Annotated in this window: 21 protein-coding genes; 14 read left to right on the top strand and 7 right to left on the bottom strand. The window is 68.1% G+C overall.

The features are described from left to right. Positions 1–70 precede the first annotated feature (70 nt). The 7 genes from mutS to H570_RS0113930 all read left to right on the top strand — a co-directional run bounded on the left by mutS (position 71) and on the right by H570_RS0113930 (position 8985). On the top strand, positions 71–2647 hold the full coding sequence (gene mutS / locus H570_RS0113900) for a DNA mismatch repair protein MutS (protein WP_027081269.1): 2577 nt from the start codon (positions 71–73) through the stop codon (positions 2645–2647). Next, positions 2644–3345 carry an MOSC domain-containing protein gene (locus tag H570_RS0113905; protein ID WP_027081270.1) on the top strand — a complete coding sequence of 234 codons (702 nt, stop codon included), beginning with the start codon at positions 2644–2646 and terminating at the stop codon, positions 3343–3345. Before mutS ends, H570_RS0113905 begins: the two co-directional genes overlap by 4 nt. 56 nt (positions 3346–3401) lie before the next feature. Further along, on the top strand, positions 3402–4031 hold the full coding sequence (locus H570_RS0113910) for a DUF937 domain-containing protein (RefSeq protein WP_027081271.1): 630 nt from the start codon (positions 3402–3404) through the stop codon (positions 4029–4031). 170 nt (positions 4032–4201) lie between these two features. Beyond that, complete coding sequence (locus H570_RS0113915) at positions 4202–5671, top strand: catalase (protein ID WP_027081272.1); 1470 nt, start codon at positions 4202–4204, stop codon at positions 5669–5671. A 364-nt stretch (positions 5672–6035) separates the two neighbouring features. Further along, entirely contained in the window at positions 6036–6308 is a 273-nt protein-coding gene (locus H570_RS17695) for a hypothetical protein (protein ID WP_036136517.1), read from the top strand. After that, positions 6305–7279, top strand: coding sequence for a c-type cytochrome (locus tag H570_RS19525; RefSeq protein WP_027081273.1), 975 nt, complete (start codon positions 6305–6307; stop codon positions 7277–7279). Before H570_RS17695 ends, H570_RS19525 begins: the two co-directional genes overlap by 4 nt. Then, positions 7276–8985, top strand: a complete 1710-nt coding sequence (locus tag H570_RS0113930) for a cbb3-type cytochrome c oxidase subunit I (protein ID WP_245559620.1) — start codon at positions 7276–7278, stop codon at positions 8983–8985. The genes H570_RS19525 and H570_RS0113930 overlap by 4 nt, the downstream gene beginning before the upstream one ends. 18 nt (positions 8986–9003) lie before the next feature. On the opposite strand, the gene H570_RS0113935 is transcribed toward H570_RS0113930, so the two are convergent. After that, positions 9004–9441 carry an RNA-binding S4 domain-containing protein gene (locus H570_RS0113935; RefSeq protein WP_036136432.1) on the bottom strand — a complete coding sequence of 146 codons (438 nt, stop codon included), beginning with the start codon at positions 9439–9441 and terminating at the stop codon, positions 9004–9006. Between the two features lie 101 nt (positions 9442–9542). Between H570_RS0113935 and H570_RS0113940 the strand changes: the two genes are divergently transcribed. Then, positions 9543–10991, top strand: coding sequence for an MATE family efflux transporter (locus H570_RS0113940; protein ID WP_027081276.1), 1449 nt, complete (start codon positions 9543–9545; stop codon positions 10989–10991). Between the two features lie 186 nt (positions 10992–11177). On the opposite strand, the gene rplS is transcribed toward H570_RS0113940, so the two are convergent. From rplS to ffh, 6 genes are all read right to left on the bottom strand, one after another. Continuing rightward, on the bottom strand, positions 11178–11591 hold the full coding sequence (rplS, locus tag H570_RS0113945) for a 50S ribosomal protein L19 (protein ID WP_027081277.1): 414 nt from the start codon (positions 11589–11591) through the stop codon (positions 11178–11180). Positions 11592–11730: 139 nt separating this feature from the next. After that, entirely contained in the window at positions 11731–12492 is a 762-nt protein-coding gene (gene trmD, locus H570_RS0113950; RefSeq protein ID WP_027081278.1) for a tRNA (guanosine(37)-N1)-methyltransferase TrmD, read from the bottom strand. Positions 12493–12678: 186 nt separating this feature from the next. Then, complete coding sequence (rimM, locus tag H570_RS0113955) at positions 12679–13206, bottom strand: ribosome maturation factor RimM (protein ID WP_051176438.1); 528 nt, start codon at positions 13204–13206, stop codon at positions 12679–12681. Between the two features lie 34 nt (positions 13207–13240). Continuing rightward, complete coding sequence (gene rpsP / locus H570_RS0113960; RefSeq protein WP_027081280.1) at positions 13241–13516, bottom strand: 30S ribosomal protein S16; 276 nt, start codon at positions 13514–13516, stop codon at positions 13241–13243. Between the two features lie 138 nt (positions 13517–13654). Continuing rightward, the gene (locus H570_RS0113965) at positions 13655–14464 is read right to left on the bottom strand and encodes an aminotransferase class IV (RefSeq protein WP_027081281.1); all 810 of its coding nucleotides are present in this window, start codon (positions 14462–14464) and stop codon (positions 13655–13657) included. A 225-nt stretch (positions 14465–14689) separates the two neighbouring features. Next, positions 14690–16054, bottom strand: a complete 1365-nt coding sequence (ffh, locus tag H570_RS0113970; RefSeq protein WP_027081282.1) for a signal recognition particle protein — start codon at positions 16052–16054, stop codon at positions 14690–14692. Positions 16055–16167: 113 nt separating this feature from the next. Between ffh and H570_RS0113975 the strand changes: the two genes are divergently transcribed. From H570_RS0113975 to H570_RS18995, 6 genes are all read left to right on the top strand, one after another. After that, positions 16168–16959, top strand: coding sequence for a cytochrome C assembly family protein (locus H570_RS0113975; protein WP_027081283.1), 792 nt, complete (start codon positions 16168–16170; stop codon positions 16957–16959). Between the two features lie 101 nt (positions 16960–17060). Continuing rightward, positions 17061–17513 carry a MarR family winged helix-turn-helix transcriptional regulator gene (locus H570_RS0113980; RefSeq protein ID WP_027081284.1) on the top strand — a complete coding sequence of 151 codons (453 nt, stop codon included), beginning with the start codon at positions 17061–17063 and terminating at the stop codon, positions 17511–17513. Positions 17514–17515: 2 nt separating this feature from the next. Next, positions 17516–19030 (top strand): efflux transporter outer membrane subunit, encoded by a 1515-nt coding sequence (locus tag H570_RS0113985; protein ID WP_084500278.1) that lies wholly within the window; start codon positions 17516–17518, stop codon positions 19028–19030. Continuing rightward, positions 19027–20226 (top strand): HlyD/EmrA/EmrK family protein, encoded by a 1200-nt coding sequence (locus H570_RS0113990; RefSeq protein WP_027081286.1) that lies wholly within the window; start codon positions 19027–19029, stop codon positions 20224–20226. Before H570_RS0113985 ends, H570_RS0113990 begins: the two co-directional genes overlap by 4 nt. 9 nt (positions 20227–20235) lie before the next feature. Further along, positions 20236–21819, top strand: a complete 1584-nt coding sequence (locus tag H570_RS0113995; protein WP_027081287.1) for a DHA2 family efflux MFS transporter permease subunit — start codon at positions 20236–20238, stop codon at positions 21817–21819. Between the two features lie 325 nt (positions 21820–22144). Further along, positions 22145–23134 carry a hypothetical protein gene (locus H570_RS18995; protein ID WP_156899995.1) on the top strand — a complete coding sequence of 330 codons (990 nt, stop codon included), beginning with the start codon at positions 22145–22147 and terminating at the stop codon, positions 23132–23134. Positions 23135–23182 lie beyond the last annotated feature (48 nt).

The following is a 23182-nucleotide window of genomic DNA, read 5'->3' on the forward strand; positions in this document are numbered from 1 at the left end:
CCCGGATTCGGGTCGCGCGAGTGCTTCGGGCACACTACCCGTTCCACTCTCCGTTCCTGCCCCGGATCCGATGTCCAACGAACAGCACACCCCCTTGATGCGCCAGTTTTTCGCGGCCAAGGCCGAGCATCCCGACGTGCTGCTGTTCTTCCGCATGGGCGATTTCTACGAGCTGTTCTACGACGACGCGCGCAAGGCGGCGAAGCTGCTCGACATCACCCTGACCCAGCGCGGCGCGTCCGCCGGCCAGCCGATCCCGATGGCCGGCGTGCCCTACCACGCCGCCGAAGGCTATCTCGCCCGGCTGGTGGCGCTGGGCGAGTCGGTGGCGATCTGCGAGCAGATCGGCGACCCGGCCGCGAGCAAGGGCCTGGTCGAACGCAAGGTGGTGCGCATCGTCACCCCGGGCACGGTGACCGACGAGGCGCTGCTGTCCGAGCGCCGCGACACGCTGCTGCTCGCGGTTGTCCGCGGGAGGAATGGCTACGGCTTGGCCTGGGCGGACCTGGCCGGGGGGCGTTTCCTGGTCAACGAAGTCGTCGGCGACGATGCGCTGGAAGCCGAACTTGCGCGCCTGCAACCGGCCGAACTGCTGCTTCCCGATGAGGAGGGCTGGCCGCCGTTCGTCACCGGAAGCGGCGGCCTGCGCCGTCGCGCGCCGTGGCTGTTCGACGCCGACAGCGGACGCCGCCAGCTGCTGCAGTTCTTCAACCTGCACGACCTGTCGGCGTTCGGCATCGACGAGCGCCCGCTCGCCATCGCCGCCGCCGGCGCCCTGCTCGGCTACGTCGAGGAAACCCAGAAGCAGCGCCTGCCGCACCTGACCTCGATCGCGGTCGAGTCGAGCGACGGCGCGATCGCGATGAATGCCGCCACCCGCCGCCACCTGGAACTGGACACCCGCATCGACGGCGACCAGAAGCACACCCTGCTCGGCGTACTCGACAGCACGGTCACGCCGATGGGCGGGCGGCTGCTGCGACGCTGGCTGCACCGGCCGCTGCGCGATCGCGAGGTCATCGGCCGGCGCCACCATGCCGTCGCCGCGCTGGGCGAAAGCGGACGCGACGCGGACCTGCGCGAAACGTTCCGCGCGCTGGGCGACGTCGAGCGCATCCTCACCCGCATCGCGCTGCGCTCGGCCCGGCCGCGCGACCTGGGCACGCTGCGCGACGCGCTGGCGATGCTGCCGCGGGTGCGCGAGCTGCTGTCGGCGCTCGACTCGCCACGCCTGCAGGCGCTGGTCGCCGGCCTGGGCGAACACGATGCCCAGGCGACGCTGCTGGCGCAGGCCCTGGTCGAACAGCCGCCGGTGCTGGCCCGCGACGGCGGCGTCTTCGCCGACGATTACGACGCCGAACTGGCCGAGCTGCGCCGGCTCTCGACCCACGCCGACCAGTTCCTCGTCGACCTGGAGCAGCGCGAGCGCGAGGCCAGCGGCATCGCCACGTTGAAGGTCGGCTACAACCGCGTCCACGGCTACTACCTCGAGATCAGCAAGGCGCACGCGGCCAGGGCGCCGACGCACTACACCCGCCGCCAGACCCTGACCGGCGCGGAGCGCTACATCACCGAGGAGCTCAAGGCGTTCGAGGACAAGGTGCTGTCGGCGCGCGAGCGTTCGCTGGCGCGCGAGCGGCTGCTCTACGAAGGCCTGCTCGACGCACTCAACGAACACCTCGAATCGCTCAAGCGCTGCGCCGCGGCGCTGAGCGAACTAGACGTGCTGGCCTGCTTCTCCGAACGTGCGCAGGCGCTGGACTGGTCGCGCCCGGATCTCGTCGACGACGCCTGCCTGCAGGTCGAACGCGGCCGCCACCCGGTGGTGGAGGCGGTGCGCGACGAGCCGTTCGAGCCCAACGACCTGGTGCTCGACGGCAACCGCCGCATGCTGGTCATCACCGGCCCCAACATGGGCGGCAAGAGCACCTACATGCGCCAGAACGCGCTGATCGTGCTGCTCGCGCACATCGGCAGCTTCGTGCCGGCCGCGCGCGCGACGATCGGGCCGATCGACCGCATCCTCACCCGCATCGGCGCCGGCGACGACCTCGCGCGCGGGCAGTCGACCTTCATGGTCGAGATGAGCGAGACCAGCTACATCCTCCACCACGCCACCGAACGGTCGCTGGTGCTGATGGACGAGATCGGCCGCGGCACGTCGACCTACGACGGCCTCGCCCTGGCTGATTCCTGCGCGCGGCACCTGGCCGCGATCAACCGCAGCTTCACGCTGTTCGCCACGCACTATTTCGAACTGACTTCGCTTGCCGAGCCGGGCAGCGGCATCGCCAACGTGCACCTGGACGCGGTGGAACATCGGGACAAGGCAGGCAACGAGACGCTGGTGTTCATGCACGCGGTCAAGGACGGCCCCGCCGACCGCAGCTTCGGCCTGCAGGTGGCGGCGCTGGCCGGCTTGCCGAAGGCGGCGATCGCGCAGGCGCGCAGCCGGCTCGCGGAACTCGAACGCCACATGCGCAGCGCCGCGCCGCCGCTGTCGCCGGACACGCTCGATGCGCCGCAGCAGATCGGGCTGTTCGCGCCCTCGTCGGCCGCGCTCGACGCGCTCGCCGGCATCGACCCGGACGAGCTGACGCCGAAGCAGGCGCTCGAGGCGCTGTACCGACTCAAGTCGCTGACGTGAGCGGACAGGCCGACGTGCGCATCGATGCGTTGCTGGCGGGCCGCGCGCAGCCGTACACGCGCCCGGGCAGCCGCAGCGCGATCGACAAGCAGCCGTTGGCCGGCCCCGTGTCGATCGGCGAACTTGGTTTCGCCGGCGACGAGCAGGGCGACCCGCGCGTTCACGGCGGCCCCGACAAGGCGATCCACCACTACGCGTTCGACCACTACGCCGCGTGGCGCGACGAACTCGGTGCGACGCCGCTGCTGGAGGTGCCCGGCGCGTTCGGCGAGAACATCAGCACCCGCGGGCTGGACGAGGACGGCGTCTGCCTCGGCGATCGCTTCCGCCTCGGCACGGCGCTGGTCGAGGTCAGCCAGGGGCGGCAGCCGTGCTGGAAACTCAACGACCGCTTCGGCGTGCCCGACATGGCGCGCCGCGTGCAGTCCAGCGGCCGCACCGGCTGGTATTACCGCGTGCTGCAGCCGGGCGTCGCGCACGCAGGCGACGCGCTGCGGCTCGACGCGCGCCCGTATCCAGCGTGGACGCTGCGGCGGCTCGGCATGCTGCTGTTCGGCCGCGTGCTTGCGCGCGAGGCGCTGGAACCGGCGCTGCAACTGCCGCTGGTGCCGTCGTGGCGAAAGCTCCTGGAGCGCCGGCTGCAGTCGCAGGAAGTCGAGGACTGGAGCCGGCGCATCGACGGCCCGGACCGGCTTTGACGCGCACTCGTGCGCAACCGTCGTACGATCTCCCACCCACACCTGAAGAAGACCCCATGGCCACCCTCACCCACGACCTCTCATCGCAGTTGCAGGGCGCACCGCTCCAGCAGGTCGCGCAGCAGCTGGGCATTGATCCGGCGCAGGCGTCTTCCGCGGTCAGCGCCGCGCTGCCGCTGTTGATGGGCGCGCTTGGCCGCAACGCCAGCCAGCCCGAAGGTGCCCAGGCACTGTTCGGGGCGCTGCAGAAAGACCACGCCGGGGGTGACATCGGCAGCGTGCTGGGCGCGGTGCTCGGCGGCGCGTCGGGCCGGCAGGCCGATGGCGCCGGCATCCTCGGCCACATCTTTGGCGGCAGCCAGGAACGCGCGCAGGCCGGCGTCGCCCAGGCCACCGGACTGCAGAGCAGTCAGGCCGGGCAACTGCTGAAGATCCTTGCCCCGATCGTGATGGCCTACCTGGCCAAACGCATGTTCCAGCAGCGCACCGGGGCGCCGGGCGGCGCGGCAAACGCCGATCCCGGCGCGCTTGCCGGCATCCTCGGGCAGGAGCAGCAGGAAATCCGCCAGCAGGGGGGCCTCGGCGGCGGCCTGCTCGGCGCCGTGCTCGACCAGGACGGCGACGGGCAGCTGGGCATCGGCGACCTGATGAAGATCGGCGGCGGGTTGCTCGGCGGCGGGCGCTGAGGGCCATCGGGCGGTGAACCGGAACGGCGGGCCTGGCCCGCCGTTTCCTGTTGCGGACGCGGAAGTCCACGCGATAGCGCCGGGCTATCAGTCGATTTGATTCATTCGATTTCCCCTTTCCCGGAAACAGGGCTAGCTTTCCCGTTCACCTCAACCCGGGAGCCCGCACCGTGAGCAAGCCCACCGACAAGCCCACCCACCTCACCACCCAGTTCGGCGCCCCGGTGCCCGACAACCAGAACAGCCTGACCGCCGGCCCGCGCGGCCCGCTGCTGTCGCAGGACGTGTGGCTCAACGAGAAGCTGGCCAACTTCGTGCGCGAGGTGATCCCGGAGCGGCGCATGCACGCCAAGGGCTCGGGCGCCTTCGGCACCTTCACCGTGACCCACGACATCACGAAATACACGCGTGCGGCGATCTTCTCCAAGGTCGGCAAGAAGACCGAGATGTTCGCCCGCTTCACCACGGTGGCGGGCGAGCGCGGCGCGGCGGACGCCGAGCGCGACATCCGCGGCTTCGCGCTGAAGTTCTATACCGAGGAAGGCAACTGGGACATGGTGGGCAACAACACCCCCGTGTTCTTCATCCGCGATCCGCGCAAGTTCCCCGACCTCAACAAGGCGGTCAAGCGCGACCCGCGCACCAACATGCGCTCGGCCACCAACAACTGGGACTGGTGGACACTGCTGCCCGAGGCACTGCACCAGGTCACCATCGTCATGAGCGACCGCGGCATCCCGGCCAGCTACCGCCACATGCACGGCTTCGGCTCGCACACCTACAGCTTCTGGAACGCCGCCGGCGAGCGCTTCTGGGTCAAGTTCCACTTCCGCACCCAGCAGGGCATCAGGAACCTCACCGACGCCGAGGCCACCGAAATTGTCGGCAACGACCGCGAGAGCCACCAGCGCGACCTGTTCGATGCGATCGAACGCGGCGATTTCCCGAAGTGGACGATGTACATCCAGGTGATGCCCGAGACCGACGCCGAGAAAGTGCCCTACCACCCGTTCGACCTGACCAAGGTGTGGCCGAAGGGCGACTACCCGCTGATCGAGGTCGGCGAGCTCGAGCTCAACCGCAACCCGGAGAACTTCTTCGCCGACGTGGAGCAGAGCGCGTTTGCGCCGTCCAACCTGGTGCCTGGCATCAGCGCCTCGCCGGACAGGATGCTGCAGGCGCGCCTGTTCAACTACGCCGACGCGCAGCGCTACCGGCTGGGCGTCAACTACCACCAGATCCCGGTCAACGCCGCGCGCTGCCCGGTGCACAGCAACCACCGCGACGGCGCCGGCCGCATGGACGGCAACTACGGTGGCCTGCCGCACTACGAGCCCAACAGCTTCCACCAGTGGCAGGAACAGCCGCAGTACCGCGAGCCACCGCTGAAGATCAGCGGCAACCTGGCGGACTGGTTCAACTACCGCGAAGACGACGCCGACTACTACAAGCAGCCCGGCGACCTGTTCCGCCTGATGTCGCCGGAGCAGCAGCAGGCGCTGTTCGACAATACCGCCCGCGCGATGGGCGACGCGCCCGACTTCATCAAGCAGCGCCACGTCGACAACTGCAGCAAGGCCGACCCCGCCTATGGCGCCGGGGTGGAAGCGGCGCTGCGCAAACTGGGTGCGTTTGCCTGACCGACCCTGCGCGACGACGCGCTGGGCAAGCTGCCACCGGTCAACTGCTGCACCATCGCTGACAGGAACAACTCGCCGCGGCTCCGCATGGCGCCGCGGCGTTCTTGTCACTGCAGGCGCCCGGCTGGCAGCAAGCGGGCACCCGCGCAGCGGAGCCCCCTCCCCGAAGAGCGGACGGGGCACTTATTCCCGTGGCGAATGCCCGGCACGAACGCCGCTGCCTCCAGCCCTTCAGCCCGGCGCTTGACCCAGGTCAATTACTTCTTCCGGCGATGCTGCCAGCGTAGGTCCAGGGTTCGAAGAAGCATCCGGAAACCGCGCCGATGATCGGCATCGCGGGCCAGCCAGCCATGGGGGAGTGTTCATGCGCACTCGCATCATCGATCTGGGGCTTTCGTTCATTGCCAGCGTAGCGGCCCTGTTCCTGTCATGGCCGTACTGGCGCGACTTCGAGTACTGGCCTGAGTCGCAACTGGCTTGGCTGGCCTACCTTGTCGTGGGCCTTGCCCTCGCGGTGTACGTGTTCCATGTTTTCATCGGCGTCCTGCGCACCCTGTTCGAGCACGATGCGCTCGAACGCGCCGCGACAGCCGGCGAAAGCGGCGAACGAATCGCCGGCAAGGGGGACGCGCCATGACCTGCGCTCCCGGCAAACCCTGCGAAGAAGGCCGCAAGCGCCGCGGCGCCTTCGGGATACTGGGGGTGATGGCGCTCATTTTTGTCGCGCTGTCCGTCGCGTCCTTCCTGAAGTCGCGCAACCAGGCCGTCCCCGCCAACGTGAGTTACGGCGTGCACTCGGCCGTGGACGGCAAGCGCGTGTTCCAGGCCTACAACTGCATGGGCTGCCATACCCTGCTCGGCAACGGCGCTTACCTGGGGCCGGACCTGACCAACATCTACGAGCATGCGGGACCCGCATGGCTGGAGGCATTCCTGCCTTCGGCCGGTGGCTGGCCCACCGCCACCGCCGTGCAGGTCCACCTGCAGGGATCCGGGCCGTCTGCCGCCGGCGGCACCAATTCCCTGGATGCGTATTTCAAGCAGTATCCGGGAGCCGCCGAGCGCGTGCATCGGCGTGGCGGGGGCACCACCCACATGCCGAACCTGTCGTTCCGGCCGAACGAGGTCGCTCGGCTGATCGCTTTCCTCAAGTACACCTCGGAGATGAACACCGAAGGCTGGCCGCCCAAGCCCAAGGTCGACGGACTCGGCTTCGCCCTCGCCACGCCGATGCCGGGCCTTGCCGCGGCCGATGCGGGCGCCGGCAACCCGGCGGCAGGCCCGGATGCCCAGGCTGCGATCGATCCTGCCGCGCACGGCGGGCAGCTGGTGAAGCAGAGCGGCTGCACCGCCTGCCATGCGCCGGACACGACCAGGCTGGTCGGACCGGGCTGGGGCGGCCTGTACGGCTCCACCGTTACCCTGGCCGACGGCAGCACCGTCCAGGCCGACGACGCCTACCTGGCCGCATCGATCCGCACCCCTGACGCACAGGTCGCATCGGGTTACCCACCCGGCCTCATGCCGAGCTACGCGGCCATGCTCGACGACGATCAGGTGAACGCCATCGTGGCCTACCTCCGCACCTTGTCGGGAGCAGGACAATGATCCAGATCCAGTACGACACCCAGCGGTTGAGCATGCGCTTCTTCATGCTGATGCTGGTGCTGTTCATCATCCAGGTCGGCTTCGGCATGCTCATCGCGCTGCAGCACATCGACCCGGCACTGCTGGCCGGCACGCTCAATTTCAACATCGCCCGCGCCGAACACCTCAACCTCGGCATCATCTGGATCCTGTCCGGATTCATCGGCACGATCCTGTTCGTCGGACCGCTGCTGTCCAAGCGCGAACTGGCCTCGCCCTGGCTGATCAAGTTCCTGTTCTACGCGCTGGTGGCGGTGACGATCTGGAACGTGATCGCACAGAGCTTCGCCAGCAGCGGCATCGCAGGCTGGTGGATGGGACAGCCGTGGATACAGGAGGGCCTGGAATACCTGGAGGCCGGGCGCGTGGCCGACATCATCATCCTGGTCGGCTTCTCGATCCTGGCCTACGTCGTGCTGCGCACCTTCCCGCCGCGCAAGGAGTGGAACGAGATCCACTGGGGCCTGGCGCTGGGCGTGGTCGCGCTGACCCTGGTGTGGATCTTCGGGCTGTTCTTCATCGAGCGCCAGGACGTCAGCGAGTATTTCCGCTGGTATGTCGTGCACTACTGGGTGGAGGGCGTGTGGGAGGTCATCCACATCAGCCTGATCGGCTTCCTGCTGGTGCTGCTGTTCGACGCCAACGTCAAGAGCGTGGGCTACGCGGTGTTCTGGGGCGTGGCGCTGGTCTGGCTGTCGGGGCTGATCGGCAACGCGCACCACTACTTCTGGATCGGCACGCCGGAGTTCTGGCAGTTCTGGGGCTCGCTGTTTAGCGCGCTGGAGCCGCTGCCGCTGATTTTCTGCTTCTGGCACATCTACCTGGACGCGCACAATGACCGGAAGCCGCTGAAGAATGCGCCGGCGTTCTACTTCATCCTCGGCTCGGTGGTCCTCGAGCAGGTCGGCGCCGGCATCCTGGGCTTCACCATGACCTTCGCGCTGACCAACGTCTGGTCGCACGGCACCTGGGTCACGCCCAGCCACGCTCACCTGGCGCTGTTCGGCACCTTCGGGATGCTCGGCATCGCCGCTGCGTACTACGCGGTGCCATTGATGCGCGGATTGAAGGACTACGACGAACGCATGGGCAAGCTCGCGTTCTGGCTGGTCTTCACCGGCATGCTCGGGATGGCGTTCGCGTTCGCATTGGGCGGTACCGTGCAGGTGTTCGCCTACCGTACGCTGGGCCTGGACTGGTTTGGCGGCGACATCTTCCCGGCGATGAACTTCTTCAAGGTCCTGGTGCCGGTCTTCGGCACGCTGTTCACGATCGGCGGCCTGCTGATTGCCTACGACCTGATCACGATGGGCTACCGCGCGCCGGCCGGCGCGCCGGCGAAAACGGTCCACGCCAACCCGGGCGGCACGCGGTTCGCCACCGGCTGGGGCCGCTACCTCACCGGCTACGAAAGCGGCATCTGGTTGCTGGGCATGTGGTTCTTCGGCGCCGTGATCACGTTTGGACTGCTCAGCTTCAACCTCGCCAGCGTGCAGGCCGGTAATCCGACGCTGCCCTACCTGCTGGCTTCGATCGGCTATCCGGGACTGCTGCTGGTCACGTTGCTGTTCGTGTGGCGCTTCCTTGCATCGATGGAATCGCGGGCAAGCGAACCCGCAACCATCCTCGACGGCCCCTCAAGCCAGGCGCTGGGCCAGGCGGGATAGTACGGCGCCTGCATCGCCTTACGATGCATCAAGGTCGCCGAGCGCCCGGATCAATCGCCGGGCGCGTTTGTCGGGCTTGCCCTCCGGCGCCCTGTAGCCGGCGCGCCCCGCGCGCAGTTCATCGCGGCGGGCTTCACGTGCAAGCCGGGATTGTTCGGATTCGCGGTACAGCGCCTGCGCGGCTGCGGCAGGGCCGCGCCTGTCGCTGACGACCACGACTTCGATGGCAAAGGTCCCGTCGTTGCGCACGATCGTCATCGCATCCCCGGGCTTTACCTCGCGCGATGCCTTCGTGCGCTGCCCGTCGACCTCGACCTTGCCGGTCTCGATCGCCTGCCGGGACAGGCTTCGGGTCTTGAAGAAGCGCGCCGCCCACAGCCAGAGATCCAGCCGCACGCCTCGTGGCGCGGCGGGATCGCCCGGCTTGCGTTGCGCGCGGTCGCTTTGACGTGGCATCGGCACGATCTTATAGCCACCGCGGGCCGTCGTCCCCGGGGCCAGGCCCCCATCGCCGATCCGCGCACGGATGCATCACGCAAGTCTGACAAGATGTTGCGATGACGAAACCATCCCGTGACCTCACCCAGGGCCCCATCGGCCGCACCCTGTTCGTGTTCGCGCTGCCGATCATGGCCGGCAACGTGCTGCAGTCGCTCAACGGCTCGGTCAACGCGATCTGGGTGGGCCGCTTCCTCGGCGAGGAGGCGCTCACCGCGACCGCGAACGCCAACAACATCATGTTCTTCCTGATCGGCGCGGTGTTCGGCGTCGGCATGGCCGCGACCATCCTGGTCGCGCAGGCGATCGGCGCGAAGAACACCGCGCAGGCCAAGCGCGTGATCGGCACCAGCGCGACGTTCTTCTTCCTCGTGTCGCTGGCGATCGCCTTCGCCGGCCTGCCGCTGTCGCGGCATATCCTGGTGTGGATGGCGACGCCGGCCGCGGCACTGCCGCTGGCCGAGGCCTACCTGCGCATCATCTTCATGGCGGTGCCGTTCCTGTACATGTTCGCATTCCTGTCGGCGATCCTGCGCGGTGCGGGCGATACGCGCACGCCGTTCGTGTTCCTGATGCTGGCGGTGCTGCTGGACATCGTGTTCAACCCGCTGCTGATCTTCGGCATCGGCCCGCTGCCGGAGATGGGCATCGCCGGCTCGGCAATGTCGACGCTGGTCGCCAACCTGGTCAGCCTGGCTGCGATGCTGCTGTGGCTGCGCCATCGCCGCCATCCGCTGTGGATCAGCCGGCATGAGAGCGCTGTCTACCGGCCCGACCCGGCGATTCTCCGCGCACTGGTGATCAAGGGCGTGCCGATGGGCCTGCAGATGATCGTGATCTCGCTGGCGATGATCATGATGATCAGCATGGTCAATGCCCATGGCGTCGACTACGCCTCCGCTTATGGCGCCGCGCTGCAGCTGTGGACCTACATCCAGATGCCGGCGATGGCGATCGGCGCGGCGTGCTCGTCGATGGCGGCGCAGAACGTCGGCGCCGGGCGCTGGGACCGGGTCAACGCCACGGCGCGCACCGGCACCGCGTTCAACTTCCTGATGACCGGCTTGCTGATCGCGCCGGTGATCCTGTTCGACCACACCACCCTGTCACTGTTCCTGCCCGACGGCAGCGCGGCGCTGGAACACGGCCGCCACCTCAACCACATCGCGGTGTGGTCGTTCCTGTTCTTCGGCGTGAGCTTCGTCATCTCCGGCGTCGTTCGCGCCACCGGGGCGGTGATCCCGCCGCTGGTGATCCTGGGCATCGCGATGTGGGGCATCCGCATCCCGTTCGCCGACCTGCTGCAGCCGGCGCTGGGCATCGACGCGATCTGGTGGAGCTTTCCGGTCAGCGCGCTGTGCTCGATGCTGATGTCGATGGCGTACTACCGCTGGGGCAACTGGCGCCAGGCGAAGATGCTCGAGCCGGATCCGGATGCAATCGCAGTGCCTTCGGAAGTGCCGTCGCAGGCGCCTTCGCCGGTGGCGGACCAGGGGCCGCGATCATGACGGCGGCAGGCGACATGCGGCCGCAAGGGCGGCGGAAACCGCGACGCCTTCCCCGTGCAAGGCATAGCGGCTTCCGCCGCTCTTGCGAATAGCCGGGAATCGGTTGCCACCGTTTTCACGGCGGAGAACAGTGCAAACGAAAACGGCCACCCGAGGGTGGCCGTTCGTGCAGCGATGCCGGAGGAATTACTCGGCAGCGGCAGCGGCGGCAGCCGCGGCGGCACGCGCCTTGGCGTTGCCGGCCAGGTCTTCCTTGATGCGCGCCTTCTTGCCTTCCAGCCCGCGCAGGTAGTACAGCTTGCCGGCGCGCACGGCGCCGCGGCGCTTGACTTCAACCGAGTCGATCGCGGCACTGTGGCTCTGGAACACGCGCTCGACGCCGAAGCCGTGCGAAATCTTGCGCACGGTGAAGGCGGAGTTGAGGCCGGCGTTCTTCTTGCCGATGACCACGCCCTCGTAGGCCTGCACGCGCTCGCGGTTGCCTTCCTTGACCTTGACGTTGACGATGACCGTGTCGCCGGGACCGAAGTCGGGCAGCTTGCGCTGGGCCTGTTCGGTTTCGAAATTCTGCAGCAGCGTGTTGAGCGAAGGCTTGTTCATGACGATGACCTGGGTTGCTTGCCTGTTGGGAATGCCTTGAAGGCGTTGTTGTAGCGCGAGTGCACGTGGACCCGCGTCTTGGCATGGGTGGAGCTAAGCGCGCAATTATAGCGGCAATTTTCCCTTGCGCGCTACGGGGTTACGTGGGCGTGCCGGGGCCATCGCCGGCCGCGCCGAGGAAGTCCTCCAGCAGCCGCCGATCCGCCGCGGACAGGGCCTCGCGGTCGACGAGGTCCGGACGCCGCAGCCAGGTCCTGCCCAGCGCCTGCTGGCGGCGCCAGCGGGCGATTTCGGCGTGGTTGCCGGACAGCAGCACCTCCGGGACCCTGCCCAGGGCGTGCTCGACCGGGCGGGTGTAGTGCGGGCAGTCGAGCAGGCCATCGCCCTCGAAGCTGTCCTGGACCGCGGATTCGGCGTCGTTCAGGGCGCCCTCCTGCAGCCGTGCCACCGCGTCGACCACCACCGCGGCGGCCAATTCGCCACCCGAGAGCACGTAGTCGCCGATCGAGATTTCCTCGTCCACTTCGGCCGCCAGCAGGCGTTCGTCGACGCCCTCGTAGCGACCGCACAGCAGGATCACGCGCGGCTCGGCAGCCAGTTCGCGGACCTTCGTCTGGGTCAGCGGCCGGCCCTGCGGGCTGAGGTAGACCACGCGCCCAGGCGCCGGATCGGCCGCGCGTGCGGCGGCAAGGCAGGCGCGCAGCGGGTCGATCAGCATCACCATGCCAGGGCCGCCGCCGAACGGGCGGTCATCGACGCGACGATAGTTGCCCTCGGCGTGGTCGCGCGGATTCCAGCCGTGCAGCGACAGCAGCCCGCGCTCCTGCGCACGCCCGACGACGCCATGGCCGGCGACCTGGGCGACGAATTCGGGGAACAGGCTGACGATGTCGATGCGCATGGAGCAGGGATTGGGGATTGGGGATTGGGGATTGGGGATTCGCAAACGCCGACTCGGCTTTTGCGGGACGATTGCAGACGCGATCTCTCGCCAAAATCTGTGAACAGCCGGCGGCAGAAGAAACTGGTGTCGAGCCCGCCCTTGCGAATCACGAATCACCCATCCTCAGCCACCAATCCCGACCCCTCAGAACTCGGCGTCCCAGTCGACGGTGACCACGCCATCGTCGAAATCGATGGAGACGATGTAATCCGGCTGCAGGAAGGGAATCATCCGCTCGCGTTCGCCTTCCGCCACCAGCACGTCGTTGGCGCCGGTGGAGAACAGGTGCGAAACGCGGCCGAAGTCGACGCCTTGGACGTTGACCACGCGCAGTCCTTCCAGGTCGACCCAGTAATACTCGCCGGGCTTCGGCGGCGGCAGCGCCGAACGCGCCACCCAGATTTCGCTGCCGCGCAGCGCCTCGGCGGCGTCACGATCAACGACTTCCGGGAACGTCGCGACGATGCCCTTCGCGGTCAGGCGTCCACGCGCGCCGGCCAGTTCGCGTTCCCGACCCTGCGCATCGCGCAGGATCCATGGCTGGTAGCGCAGGATCGCGTTGGCCGGTTCGGTGAACGACTCGAGCTTCAGTTCGCCACGCACGCCAAACGCGCCGTGGACCCTGCCCAGCAGGACCATGCCCTGCAAGGGCCGGCGCGCCTCGGCTTCCATGTAAGCGATGGCCGCGCCGGGCGCGGCCGGTGCGTCAGGCAGCTTCGGCTGCCGGGGCAGCCGCGGCGACCTTGGTCGCTTCCTTGTACAGGTTGCGGACCTTGTCGGTCAGCTGAGCGCCCTGCCCGACCCAGTGGTCGACGCGGGCGATATCGAGCTCGATACGCTTCTCGGAGCCCGACGCGACGGGGTTGTAGAAACCCACGCGCTCGATGTTGCGGCCATCGCGTGCGCTGCGGTGGTCGGTGACGATGATGTGGTAGAAGGGGCGCTTCTTGGCGCCGCCACGGGTAAGGCGGATCTTGACCATGATGTTCTCGTGTTGCCCAGTCGCCAGGACGGCGAGGTAAGCCGGCGATTATAGCCAAGTCCCGCAGCCGTGGGTAGGCGCGGCGGATCGCAGGCGCGATCGCCGCGCCAGCGGCCCGGTCGCGCGCGAGGTGCGCTCCTACAGGGGCTGTGGCGGCCGGGCCTGCAGTGCGCGACCCAAGAGCGCCATCAGGCCGTCATCCGCAGCGAAAGCGGTCTCGTCCACGGCCCCGATCGCCCTCACCCCGCGTGAGTTGCAGGCAAAGGCCGCCCGGAACCCGGAAAGATCGGCGAGCCGGATCGCGCGCTTCGCCTGCGCGACACCCAGTGTCTCCAGTCCGGCCTGCAGCAGCCTCTCGCAGGTGCCGCGCAGCGCGGGGGCATCCGGCCAGATCACGCCCTGCCCGTCCCAGAAGCCCACGTTCCAGACCGTGCCCTCGCTGATCCGGCCGTCGACGCCGACGAACAGCACGTCGTCGTAACCGCGGCCCCGCGCCTGGCGGGCAAGGTGGAACTGGGCGAAGGTGCCCACGTGCTTGATGTGCGGCAGCGCGCGCTCGTGGGTGAAGCTGGCGGCACGCATCGGCTCGGGCGACGGGTCGCACGGCGGGGTCAGGGCCACGATCACGTCGAGGTCCCTGGCCGCCAGCGGCTGCGAGGCCAGGGCGGCACGCTCGAAATCCCGCGCGCACACGGTCACCCGTGCCGTGCAGTCGCCGGCAGCCACCATGTCCAGCGCCTGCCGCAGCCCTGAAAGCACGTGCGTGTCGTCGAGTGAAACGTCGAACAACTCGCGCGTGGCCGCGCGCAGCCGCGCCAGATGCAGGTCCAGCCCGCGCACCGCACGGTCGCGCACCTGCATGGTGGTGAAGTGCCCGTGGTTGCGCATGGCCAGCGCCACCAGGTCGGCCGCATCGGCGCGCCGGCCATTGCACAGGATGATGTTCAACGCCGACGCTCCGCGGCGGCGGCCGCGCCTGCCGGCCGCCCCCTTCCATCGGCAACGGCTATCGCCCGCATTCGTCCAAGTCCGGACATCAGTTCATCGCCCGTCTTCGTTCATTGCCCGTGTCCGCAACCGAATCACCATGCGGCCCATCGCGGCCATGGCCGATTCCGCAGCGGCGACTGCCACCGAATCCCCTCGGCAGGCCTGGGCCGGGCCAAAGTGACCTCAGCGGAACGGCATCCCGCCGCCGCCCATCATGCCTTTCATGCCGCGCATCATGCCCTTCATGCCGCCGCGGCCCAGCTTGCCCATCATCTTTTCCATCTGCTGGTACTGCTTCATCAGCTTGTTGACGTCGGCCGGGGTGAGCCCCGCGCCCTTGGCGATGCGGGAGCGGCGCGAGCCGTTGAGCAGCGCCGGGTTGCGGCGCTCCTTCTTGGTCATCGAGTTGATGATCGCGACCATCCGCGGCACTTCCTTGCCGGTGACCTGCGCCTTGACGTGCTCGGGGATCTTGCCCACGCCCGGCAGCTTGTCCATCAGCCCGGACAGGCCACCCATGTTCTGCATCTGCTCGAGCTGGTCGCGCATGTCGTTCAAGTCGAACTTCTTGCCCTTGGCGACCTTCTCGGCCAGCTTCTGCGCCTTGTCCTGGTCGACCTGCTGCTCGACCTGCTCGACCAGCGACAACACGTCGCCCATGTCGAGGATGCGGCTGGCGACGCGATCGGGGTGGAACACGTCCAGCCCGTCGACCTTCTCGCCGGTGCCGATGAACTTGATCGGCTTGCCGGTGACGTAGCGCACCGAAAGCGCCGCGCCGCCGCGCGCGTCACCGTCGGTCTTGGTCAGCACCACGCCGGTCAGCGGCAGCGCTTCGCCGAAGGCCTTGGCGGTGACCGCGGCGTCCTGGCCGGTCATCGAGTCGACCACGAACAGGGTCTCGGCCGGGTTCACCGCGCCGTGCAGGGCCTTGATCTCGGCCATCATCGCTTCGTCGATCGCGAGGCGACCGGCGGTGTCGACGATCAGCACGTCCGCATAGGACTTGCGCGCATCGTCGATGGCGGCGCGGACGATGGCTTCCGGCTTCTGGTCGGCGGTCGACGGGAAGAACAGCACGTCGACCTGCTGGGCCAACGTCTTCAGCTGCTCGATCGCGGCCGGACGATAGACGTCGGCGCTGACCACCATCACCTTCTTCTTGCGCTTGTCCTTCAGGTGCTTGGCAAGCTTGGCCACCGTGGTGGTCTTGCCCGCGCCCTGCAGGCCGGCCATCAGGATCACCGCAGGCGCCGGCACGTTGAGGTTGAGGTCGCTGGCAGCCGCGCCCATCACCAGGGTCAGCTCGTCGCGCACGACCTTGATCAGCGCCTGGCCCGGGGTCAGCGACTTGAGCACCTCCTGGCCCACCGCGCGCACCTTGATGCGCTGGATTACCGCCTGCACCACCGGCAGCGCGACGTCGGCTTCGAGCAGCGCGATCCGCACCTCGCGCAGCGCCTCGCTGATGTTGGATTCGGTCAGCCGGCCGCGGCCGCGCAAGCGCTCGATGGTGCCGGACAGGCGCTGGGTCAGGGATTCGAACATGGGTGCGGGAGGGTTCGGGAAAACGGCCGCGGATTATAGCTTGGCGGCCACGGCAGCCTTCCGGCCACGCTTCCGGCCGCGCCGGCGAGCGCGGCATATGCGACACTTCCCCGATGACAATCGTTCTCATCGCCATCGCGCTCTACCTGCTGGCCACGCTCGCGCTGGTGGTGGGAGTGATGCGCGAGCAGCGCCGCACCGGGCGCACCTGGCTGCTACCTGCATTGCCGGCGGTGGCCCTGCACGCCGGTTACCACGCCATGGCATGGCGCGCGGCCGGCGGTACGGACCTGCACTTCTTCTCGGCACTGTCACTGGTCGGCCTCGGCATGGCGCTGCTGACCCTGCTGGTCGGCGCGCGCGGACGGATGGCGACGCTGGGCGTGGTGGTGTTCCCGATCTCCGCCGCCGCGCTTGGCGGCTACGCCGGCTACGGCCACCACCTGGCCGAAGGGCTGGACGTGCGCCTGCAGCTGCACGCGTGGTGCGCCCTGCTCTCCTACGCAACGCTGGCGGTTGCCGCGCTGCTGGCGATCATGCTGTGGCTGCAGGAGCGCGCGCTGCGCCGTCGTGATTTCCACGCCTGGCTGCGCGTGTTGCCACCGCTGACCGAACTGGAAACGCTGCTGTTCCGCACCATCGCCGTGGGCTTCGTGCTGCTGACCGCCACTTTGCTGACCGGCGTGCTGTTCGTCGAGGACCTGTTCGCCCAGCACCTGGTGCACAAGACCGTGCTCAGCGTGCTGTCGTGGCTCGCGTTCGGCGCGCTGCTGCTGGGACGCTGGCGCTACGGCTGGCGCGGAACGGTCGCGGTGCGCTGGACCCTGGCGGCAATGGCGCTGCTGGTGCTGTCCTTCTTCGGCAGCAAGTTCGTGCTGGAACTGGTGCTGCACCGCGCCGGCTGACGGCGGAGCCGGACCGTCCGGAATCCGGGACGGCCTATCCCGTTGCCGGGACAATAGTTGCGTTGACAACTATTGCATGAGCCAGCAAAATCCCGCCCCTCATGAACACCCCATCCTTCCACGGCAGCGGCGCGAGCCTCGGCCTGCTGTTCCGACAGCTGCGCGACGCCATGTGGGCGCGGATGAAGCTGGAGCTGTCCGACCTGGGCCACGACCTGACCTTCAGCCAGTACGTCACCCTGAAGAAGCTGGCGATCGGTCCAGCCGGCGTCACCGACCTTGCGCGCGCCGCCGAGCTCAATCCCGGCGCGATGACCCGGCTTCTCGACCGCCTCGAAGCCAAGGGTCTGGTCGCGCGCACGGCCGACCCTGCCGACCGCCGCGCCCTCAACATCCACCTGACCGAATCCGGCCTGCTCATCTGGCAGGACATCAACAAGTGCGGTGAACGCGTGCGCGAGCGCGCGCTGGCCGGGATGAGCGAGGCAGAACGCAGCCTGCTCACGCAACTGCTCGAACGCGCGCGCAACAACCTTACCTCCCCGGAATCCTGACCATGGCCGCCCAACGCCATCGCCCGCGCCGCGGGCTGCCCTTCGTGCTTTCCGTCTGTTGCGCATCCGCCGCCGCGCTGGTCATGGCCGGCTGCGCCAGCACCCGCGGACTTGCACCGGAGGGGCATCCGATCGAAGCCGATTCGCTCGCCAGCAGCCGCAGCCTGGGCGCGCCGGCGCTCAGCGACGCCGCATTCCCGGCGCAGGACTGGTGGAACGCCCTCGGCGATCCGCAGCTCGACGCACTGATCCGCGAAGCGCTGCAGGACAGCCCTTCGCTGGCCGCCGCCGACGCGCGCCTGCGCCAGGCGCAGGCACAGGCCGGGCTGGCCGACGCCGCGCGCAAGCCGACGCTGGGTGCCAGCGCGCAGGAGACCGCGGTGCAGCTGCCCGAAACGCTCGCGCCCGCGCCCCTGGGCGGCGACCTGCAGGCCAGCACGGTGCTGATGCTCGACTTCAAGTGGTCGCCCGACCTGTGGGGCGGCAAGCGCGCGAAGTACGAGGCCGCGGTCGGCCAGGCGCGCGCAGCGCAGGTCGATGCGCAGGCCGCGCGGCTGGCGCTGTCGTCGAACGTCGCGCGCAGCTACGTTGCGCTCGCGCAGGCATACGAGATGCTGGACGTCGCCCAGCGCGAACAGGCCCGCGCCTCGCGCCTGCGCGACCTGAGCCGGCAGCGCGTCGACGCCGGCCTCGACAACCAGCTGCAGCTGCGCCAGTCGGAAAGCACCATCGCGATGGCCACGCAGCAGGGCCAGGCCGCGCGACAGCAGATCGAGGCGCTGCAAAACGCCTTGGCCGCGCTGCTCGGCAAGGGTCCGGATCGCGGCCTCGACATCACCCGCCCGCGCCTGCTCGACGCGCCCTCGCCCGCCGTGCCGGCGGTACTGCCCAGCGAACTGCTCGGCCACCGCGCCGACGTCGTTGCCGCCCGCTGGCGGGTGGAGGCCGCGAGCCGCGGCATCGACGCGAGCAAGGCCGCGTTCAAGCCCAGCATCAACCTCAACGCGCTGGTCGGGCTCGCGTCCGCCGGCCTGTCCGACCTGTTCAGCAGCGACGCACTGCTGGGCTTCGGCGGCCCCGCGATCAGCCTGCCGATCTTCGACGGCGGCGCGCTGCGCAGCCAGCTGGCAAAGTCCGACGCCGACTACGACCTCGCCGTCGCCGGCTACAACCAGGCGCTGGTGGCGGCGCTGCATGAAGTCACCGACGCGGTGCAGGCGGCGCGATCGCTCGACGCGCAGATCGCCTCGGCCACGCAGGCGCGCGACGCCGCGGAGTCCGCGCTGAAGCTCGCCGACACCCGCTATCAGGCCGGCCTCGGCACCCAGCTCGACGTGCTGTCGGCGCAGCGCCCGCTGCTGCAGCTTGAACAGCAGCTCGCCGCGCTGCGCGCCCGGCGCTATGCGGCCACGGTCGACCTCGACCGCGCGCTCGGCGGTGGCCTTGCGCCTGTCGGACGGGATGCCGCCGCCGAACCAGATTCCAACCCAGACCTTGCCGGGGCCCCCACGCCATGACCTCCGAAATCAATCCGCAAGCCGCCACTGCCACCGCCGCGCCCACGCCGAAGAACGGCAAGCGCAAGCGTGCATTGCTGATCCTCGCCGCGATCGTGCTCGTCGCCGGCGTCGCCTGGCTGGCGTACTACCTGCTGGTCGCACGCTGGCACCAGGACACCGACGACGCCTACGTGCAGGGCAACGTGGTGAGCATCGTGCCGCAGACGATCGGCACGGTGATCGCCATCGACGCCGACGACGGCATGAAGGTCGAAGCCGGCCAGCCGCTGGTGGAGCTCGACCGCAACGACGCCCAGGTCGCCTACGACCAGGCCGTCGCCAATCTCGCCGGCACCGTGCGCCAGGTGCGCGGACTTTACAGCAACGTCGATGCCGGGCAGGCCGACATCCGGGCACGCCAGGTCGCGGTGGCGCAGGCGCGCGAAGACGTGAAGCGCCGCGAAGGGCTGGTCGCCACGGGCGCGGTGTCGCGCGAAGAGCTCGCGCATGCGCGCGACATGCTCGCCGCCGCCGAGGCCGCGCTGTCGGCCTCGCACGGCCAGCTGGCACGCAGCCGCGCGCTGGTCGACGCCACCACCGTGCAGGGCCAACCGCAGGTCCAGGCCGCGGCCTCGCAGCTGCGCCAGGCCTGGCTCAACCTCCAGCGCACGGCGATCGTCGCGCCGGTGTCGGGCTACGTCGCCCAGCGCCACGTGCAGCTCGGCCAGCGCGTGCAGCCGGGCACCACGCTGATGACCATCGTGCCGATCGAGCAGATGTGGGTGGAGGCCAACTTCAAGGAAACCCAGCTGACGAAGATGCGCATCGGCCAGCCGGTCGAGGTGCGCGCCGACCTGTACGGCGGCAGCGTGAAGTACGACGGCAAGGTGGCGAGCCTGGGGCTCGGCACGGGCAGCGCGTTCTCGCTGCTTCCGGCGCAGAACGCCAGCGGCAACTGGATCAAGATCGTCCAGCGCGTGCCGGTGCGGATCGAGCTCGACCCGAAGCAACTGGCCGAACACCCGCTGCGGCTCGGCCTGAGCATGGCCGTGGACGTTTCCCTCCGCGACCAGGACGGCGCGGTGATGGCCACTGCGCGCAAGGCCGCCGAGCCATTGCTGAGCACGCAGGCTTACGCCAGCCAGCTCGACGATGCCAATGCGCTGATCGCGCGCATCATCGAACAGAACCTGCCGCAAGGCACGCGCAACTGATCCACGGCCATGTCCACGACCGTCGACCAGGCTGACGGCGACACGCCGTCCGCACGCGATCCCGCGCAGCCCTTCCGCCCGCCAAACATGGCGCTGGCGACGATCGGCATTGCGCTGGCGATGTTCATGCAGGTGCTGGACATCACCATCGCCAACGTCTCGCTGCCCACGATTTCCGGCAACCTCGGCGCCAGCGCCAACCAGGCGGTCTGGGTCATCACCTCGTTCGCGGTCAGCAACGCGATCGCGCTGCCGCTGACCGGATTCCTGACGCGCCGCTTCGGCGAGCGCCGGCTGTTCATCTGGGCCACGTTCGCGTTCGCGATCGCGTCGCTGCTGTGCGGCCTGGCCAGGTCGATGGAGATGCTGGTGGCCGCGCGCGCGCTGCAGGGTTTCGTCGCCGGCCCGATGTACCCGGTGGCGCAGGCGCTGATGATCTCGATCTATCCGCCGGCCAAGCGCGGACAGGCCATCGCGCTGCTGGCGATGGTGACCGTGGTCGCGCCGATCGCCGGCCCGATCCTGGGCGGCTGGATCACCGACAACTACAGCTGGGAATGGATCTTCTTCATCAACGTGCCGATCGGCATCTTCGTCAGCCTCGTGGTCGCCCGCCAGCTGCGCGGCCGTCCGGAAAGGCTCGACAAGCCGCGGATGGATTACGTCGGCCTTGCGACCCTGGTGGTCGGCGTCGGCGCGCTGCAGATCCTGCTCGACCTGGGCAACGACGAGGACTGGTTCAACTCCACCAGGATCGTGGTGCTGGCGATCGTCGCGGCGATCGCGCTGGCCGTGTTCTTCATCTGGGAGCTGACCGACGACGATCCGATCGTCGACCTGCGGCTGTTCCGCCACCGCAACTTCGCCACCGGCACGGTGGCGCTGGTGCTGGCCTACGCGGCGTTCTTCTCGGTGGCCCTGATCGTGCCGCTCTGGCTGCAGCGCAACCTGGGCTACACGGCCATCTGGGCAGGCCTGGCAACCGCGCCCATCGGCGTGCTGCCGGTGCTGTTGACCCCGTTGGTCGGCAAGTACGCAGCCCGCTTCGACCTGCGCATCGTGGCGAGCCTTGCGTTCATCGCGATGGCCGCCACCAGCTTCGCGCGCGCCGGGTTCAACCTCGACGTCGACTTCGAGCGCGTGGCGATGGTGCAGCTGTGGATGGGCCTGGGCGTCGCGCTGTTCTTCATGCCGGTGCTGACGATCCTGCTGTCTGACCTGGAGCCGCACGAGATCGCCTCGGGTTCGGGCGTGGCGACGTTCTTCCGCACCCTGGGCGGCAGTTTCGCCGCATCGCTGACCACGTGGGCCTGGAACGAGCGCACCGTTGTCCACCACGCGCAGCTCACCGAACACATCCCTGCCACCGACCCGGCGCTCCGCCAGACCGTCGAGGCGCTGGGCCAGGGCGACCTGCAGCGCGGTGCCATGATGCTCGACCACATGATCGCCCAGCAGGCCGCGCAGATCGGCTTCAACGAACTCTTCCACCTGCTCGGCATCCTGTTCATTGGCGTGATCGCGTTCGTCTGGCTCGCCAAGCCGCCCTTTGCGGCCAAGATGGGCGGCGGCGGCGCGGCAGGCGGGCATTGATCGCTCCATGCCATGCCGCTGCGCGGCAAGGCAGTCGGACTACGCGAATCATCCGACGGCGTTCGGCCGCCATCACTCCCAATCCCTCGTAGTTTCCCGCTTTCGGTGCTTCCTCGCGTACAAGGACGCAGACAGGAAACCATGTTCCGCCTTGCCGACGCCTCTCCCCGAGCATCGACGGAAGCCCTTGTCCGGCTTGGCATGAGACCATGACCAAGCGGTTTGACATCATGTGTTGGCTCGCAATCCGCCGCTCATTCGTCAGTTGCTCGACGACAATCCCGCCTTGACCATAAAATAATGTTCTTGCGGATCTCTTGCGATCATGACACTGATTCTTCATATCGGCGCCGGCAAATGTGGTTCGAGCGCCATACAGTCCTCGTTGACACAGCACGCGAATCTCGAACGCCGTGATGGTTCGACCGTCGAGTACATCGCCATCGATGCCAAAGGACTTCTGGTTCGAGGGGATCACTTGCGCAAAAGCGCAGGAATTGGAGGCTATAGAACATCCCCCTCGACAATGGCACTGAAGAGAATGGACCTGGCCTCAATTGGAAAGGCTCTGAGGGACATTAAGCACGACGTTCTTCTTTCTCAGGAAGCATGGATATATCAAGCGGAAAATTGGCGAGATATCCTGGAACAGGCAGGATTGGATGCACATGTTTTCGCATACGTCAGGCCGCATGCCCCGTTGTTGAATTCGGCATGGTGGCAATGGGGGGCCTGGAAAGACAAACCTTATGAAGAATGGTTGATGCATCGGTTGAAGCGCAGCATGTGGGGTGCGCGCATGCGGGAGTGGAAATCGATACCCCGCGTCAAGTCTGTCACCGTGCGCCTGTTGCCGGATGACGTGGTGGCCGACATGTACGCCTACATCCTGGAAACAGATTCGCCCGACACGAGACCCATGGTAAACTCGAGCTTGCCAAGCGTAATCCTTCGCCTGTTCCAGCGGAACCGCGAACTGAGGCCTCACGCCCATGCAAGCCGGATCGATTTCATCTTGTCGGAACAACTCGCACTTCCCGGAAGTTCGCCGTGGGTGCTCGCACCGGAGTTGATCGAACATATCCTTTCGGAAACCCGGGAAGATAATGTGGATTTGCTTTCGATGCTCGACAGCGAATCAGCGAGGATCATGCGCGAGGATGCGCGCTGGTGGGATAAGGCAGCGTTTTCCGACAAGGTCGCCGAATCGCCGGATCCGGTGCCGATCGATCCAGATGCGCTGGAGAAACTGTGCGTCGCGCTGGTAAAAGCACTCGACGCACCCGGCAAACGGGATGCCATCGAGTCGGCTTAATTGCCAAGCACCAAGCATCGCCACCGCAGTCAGCGGGGGCCGTAGGAC

The organism is Luteimonas mephitis DSM 12574 (assembly GCF_000422305.1).
GTDB classification, from domain to species: Bacteria; Pseudomonadota; Gammaproteobacteria; order Xanthomonadales; family Xanthomonadaceae; genus Luteimonas; species Luteimonas mephitis.

What these genes read in the sequence shown, in the direction of transcription:
- H570_RS0113935 (WP_036136432.1), bottom strand. Translation starts at nt 9,441, where the DNA reads ATGCCACGTCAAAGCGACCGCGCGCAACGCAAGCCGGGCGATCCCGCC.
- H570_RS17695 (WP_036136517.1), top strand. Translation starts at nt 6,036, where the DNA reads ATGCGCACTCGCATCATCGATCTGGGGCTTTCGTTCATTGCCAGCGTA.
- ffh (WP_027081282.1), bottom strand. Translation starts at nt 16,054, where the DNA reads ATGTTCGAATCCCTGACCCAGCGCCTGTCCGGCACCATCGAGCGCTTG.
- H570_RS0113990 (WP_027081286.1), top strand. Translation starts at nt 19,027, where the DNA reads ATGACCTCCGAAATCAATCCGCAAGCCGCCACTGCCACCGCCGCGCCC.
- H570_RS0113980 (WP_027081284.1), top strand. Translation starts at nt 17,061, where the DNA reads ATGAACACCCCATCCTTCCACGGCAGCGGCGCGAGCCTCGGCCTGCTG.
- H570_RS0113975 (WP_027081283.1), top strand. Translation starts at nt 16,168, where the DNA reads ATGACAATCGTTCTCATCGCCATCGCGCTCTACCTGCTGGCCACGCTC.
- H570_RS0113930 (WP_245559620.1), top strand. Translation starts at nt 7,276, where the DNA reads ATGATCCAGATCCAGTACGACACCCAGCGGTTGAGCATGCGCTTCTTC.
- trmD (WP_027081278.1), bottom strand. Translation starts at nt 12,492, where the DNA reads ATGCGCATCGACATCGTCAGCCTGTTCCCCGAATTCGTCGCCCAGGTC.
- H570_RS0113910 (WP_027081271.1), top strand. Translation starts at nt 3,402, where the DNA reads ATGGCCACCCTCACCCACGACCTCTCATCGCAGTTGCAGGGCGCACCG.
- H570_RS0113940 (WP_027081276.1), top strand. Translation starts at nt 9,543, where the DNA reads ATGACGAAACCATCCCGTGACCTCACCCAGGGCCCCATCGGCCGCACC.
- rplS (WP_027081277.1), bottom strand. Translation starts at nt 11,591, where the DNA reads ATGAACAAGCCTTCGCTCAACACGCTGCTGCAGAATTTCGAAACCGAA.
- rimM (WP_051176438.1), bottom strand. Translation starts at nt 13,206, where the DNA reads ATGGAAGCCGAGGCGCGCCGGCCCTTGCAGGGCATGGTCCTGCTGGGC.
- H570_RS18995 (WP_156899995.1), top strand. Translation starts at nt 22,145, where the DNA reads ATGACACTGATTCTTCATATCGGCGCCGGCAAATGTGGTTCGAGCGCC.
- mutS (WP_027081269.1), top strand. Translation starts at nt 71, where the DNA reads ATGTCCAACGAACAGCACACCCCCTTGATGCGCCAGTTTTTCGCGGCC.
- H570_RS0113985 (WP_084500278.1), top strand. Translation starts at nt 17,516, where the DNA reads ATGGCCGCCCAACGCCATCGCCCGCGCCGCGGGCTGCCCTTCGTGCTT.
- H570_RS19525 (WP_027081273.1), top strand. Translation starts at nt 6,305, where the DNA reads ATGACCTGCGCTCCCGGCAAACCCTGCGAAGAAGGCCGCAAGCGCCGC.
- rpsP (WP_027081280.1), bottom strand. Translation starts at nt 13,516, where the DNA reads ATGGTCAAGATCCGCCTTACCCGTGGCGGCGCCAAGAAGCGCCCCTTC.
- H570_RS0113995 (WP_027081287.1), top strand. Translation starts at nt 20,236, where the DNA reads ATGTCCACGACCGTCGACCAGGCTGACGGCGACACGCCGTCCGCACGC.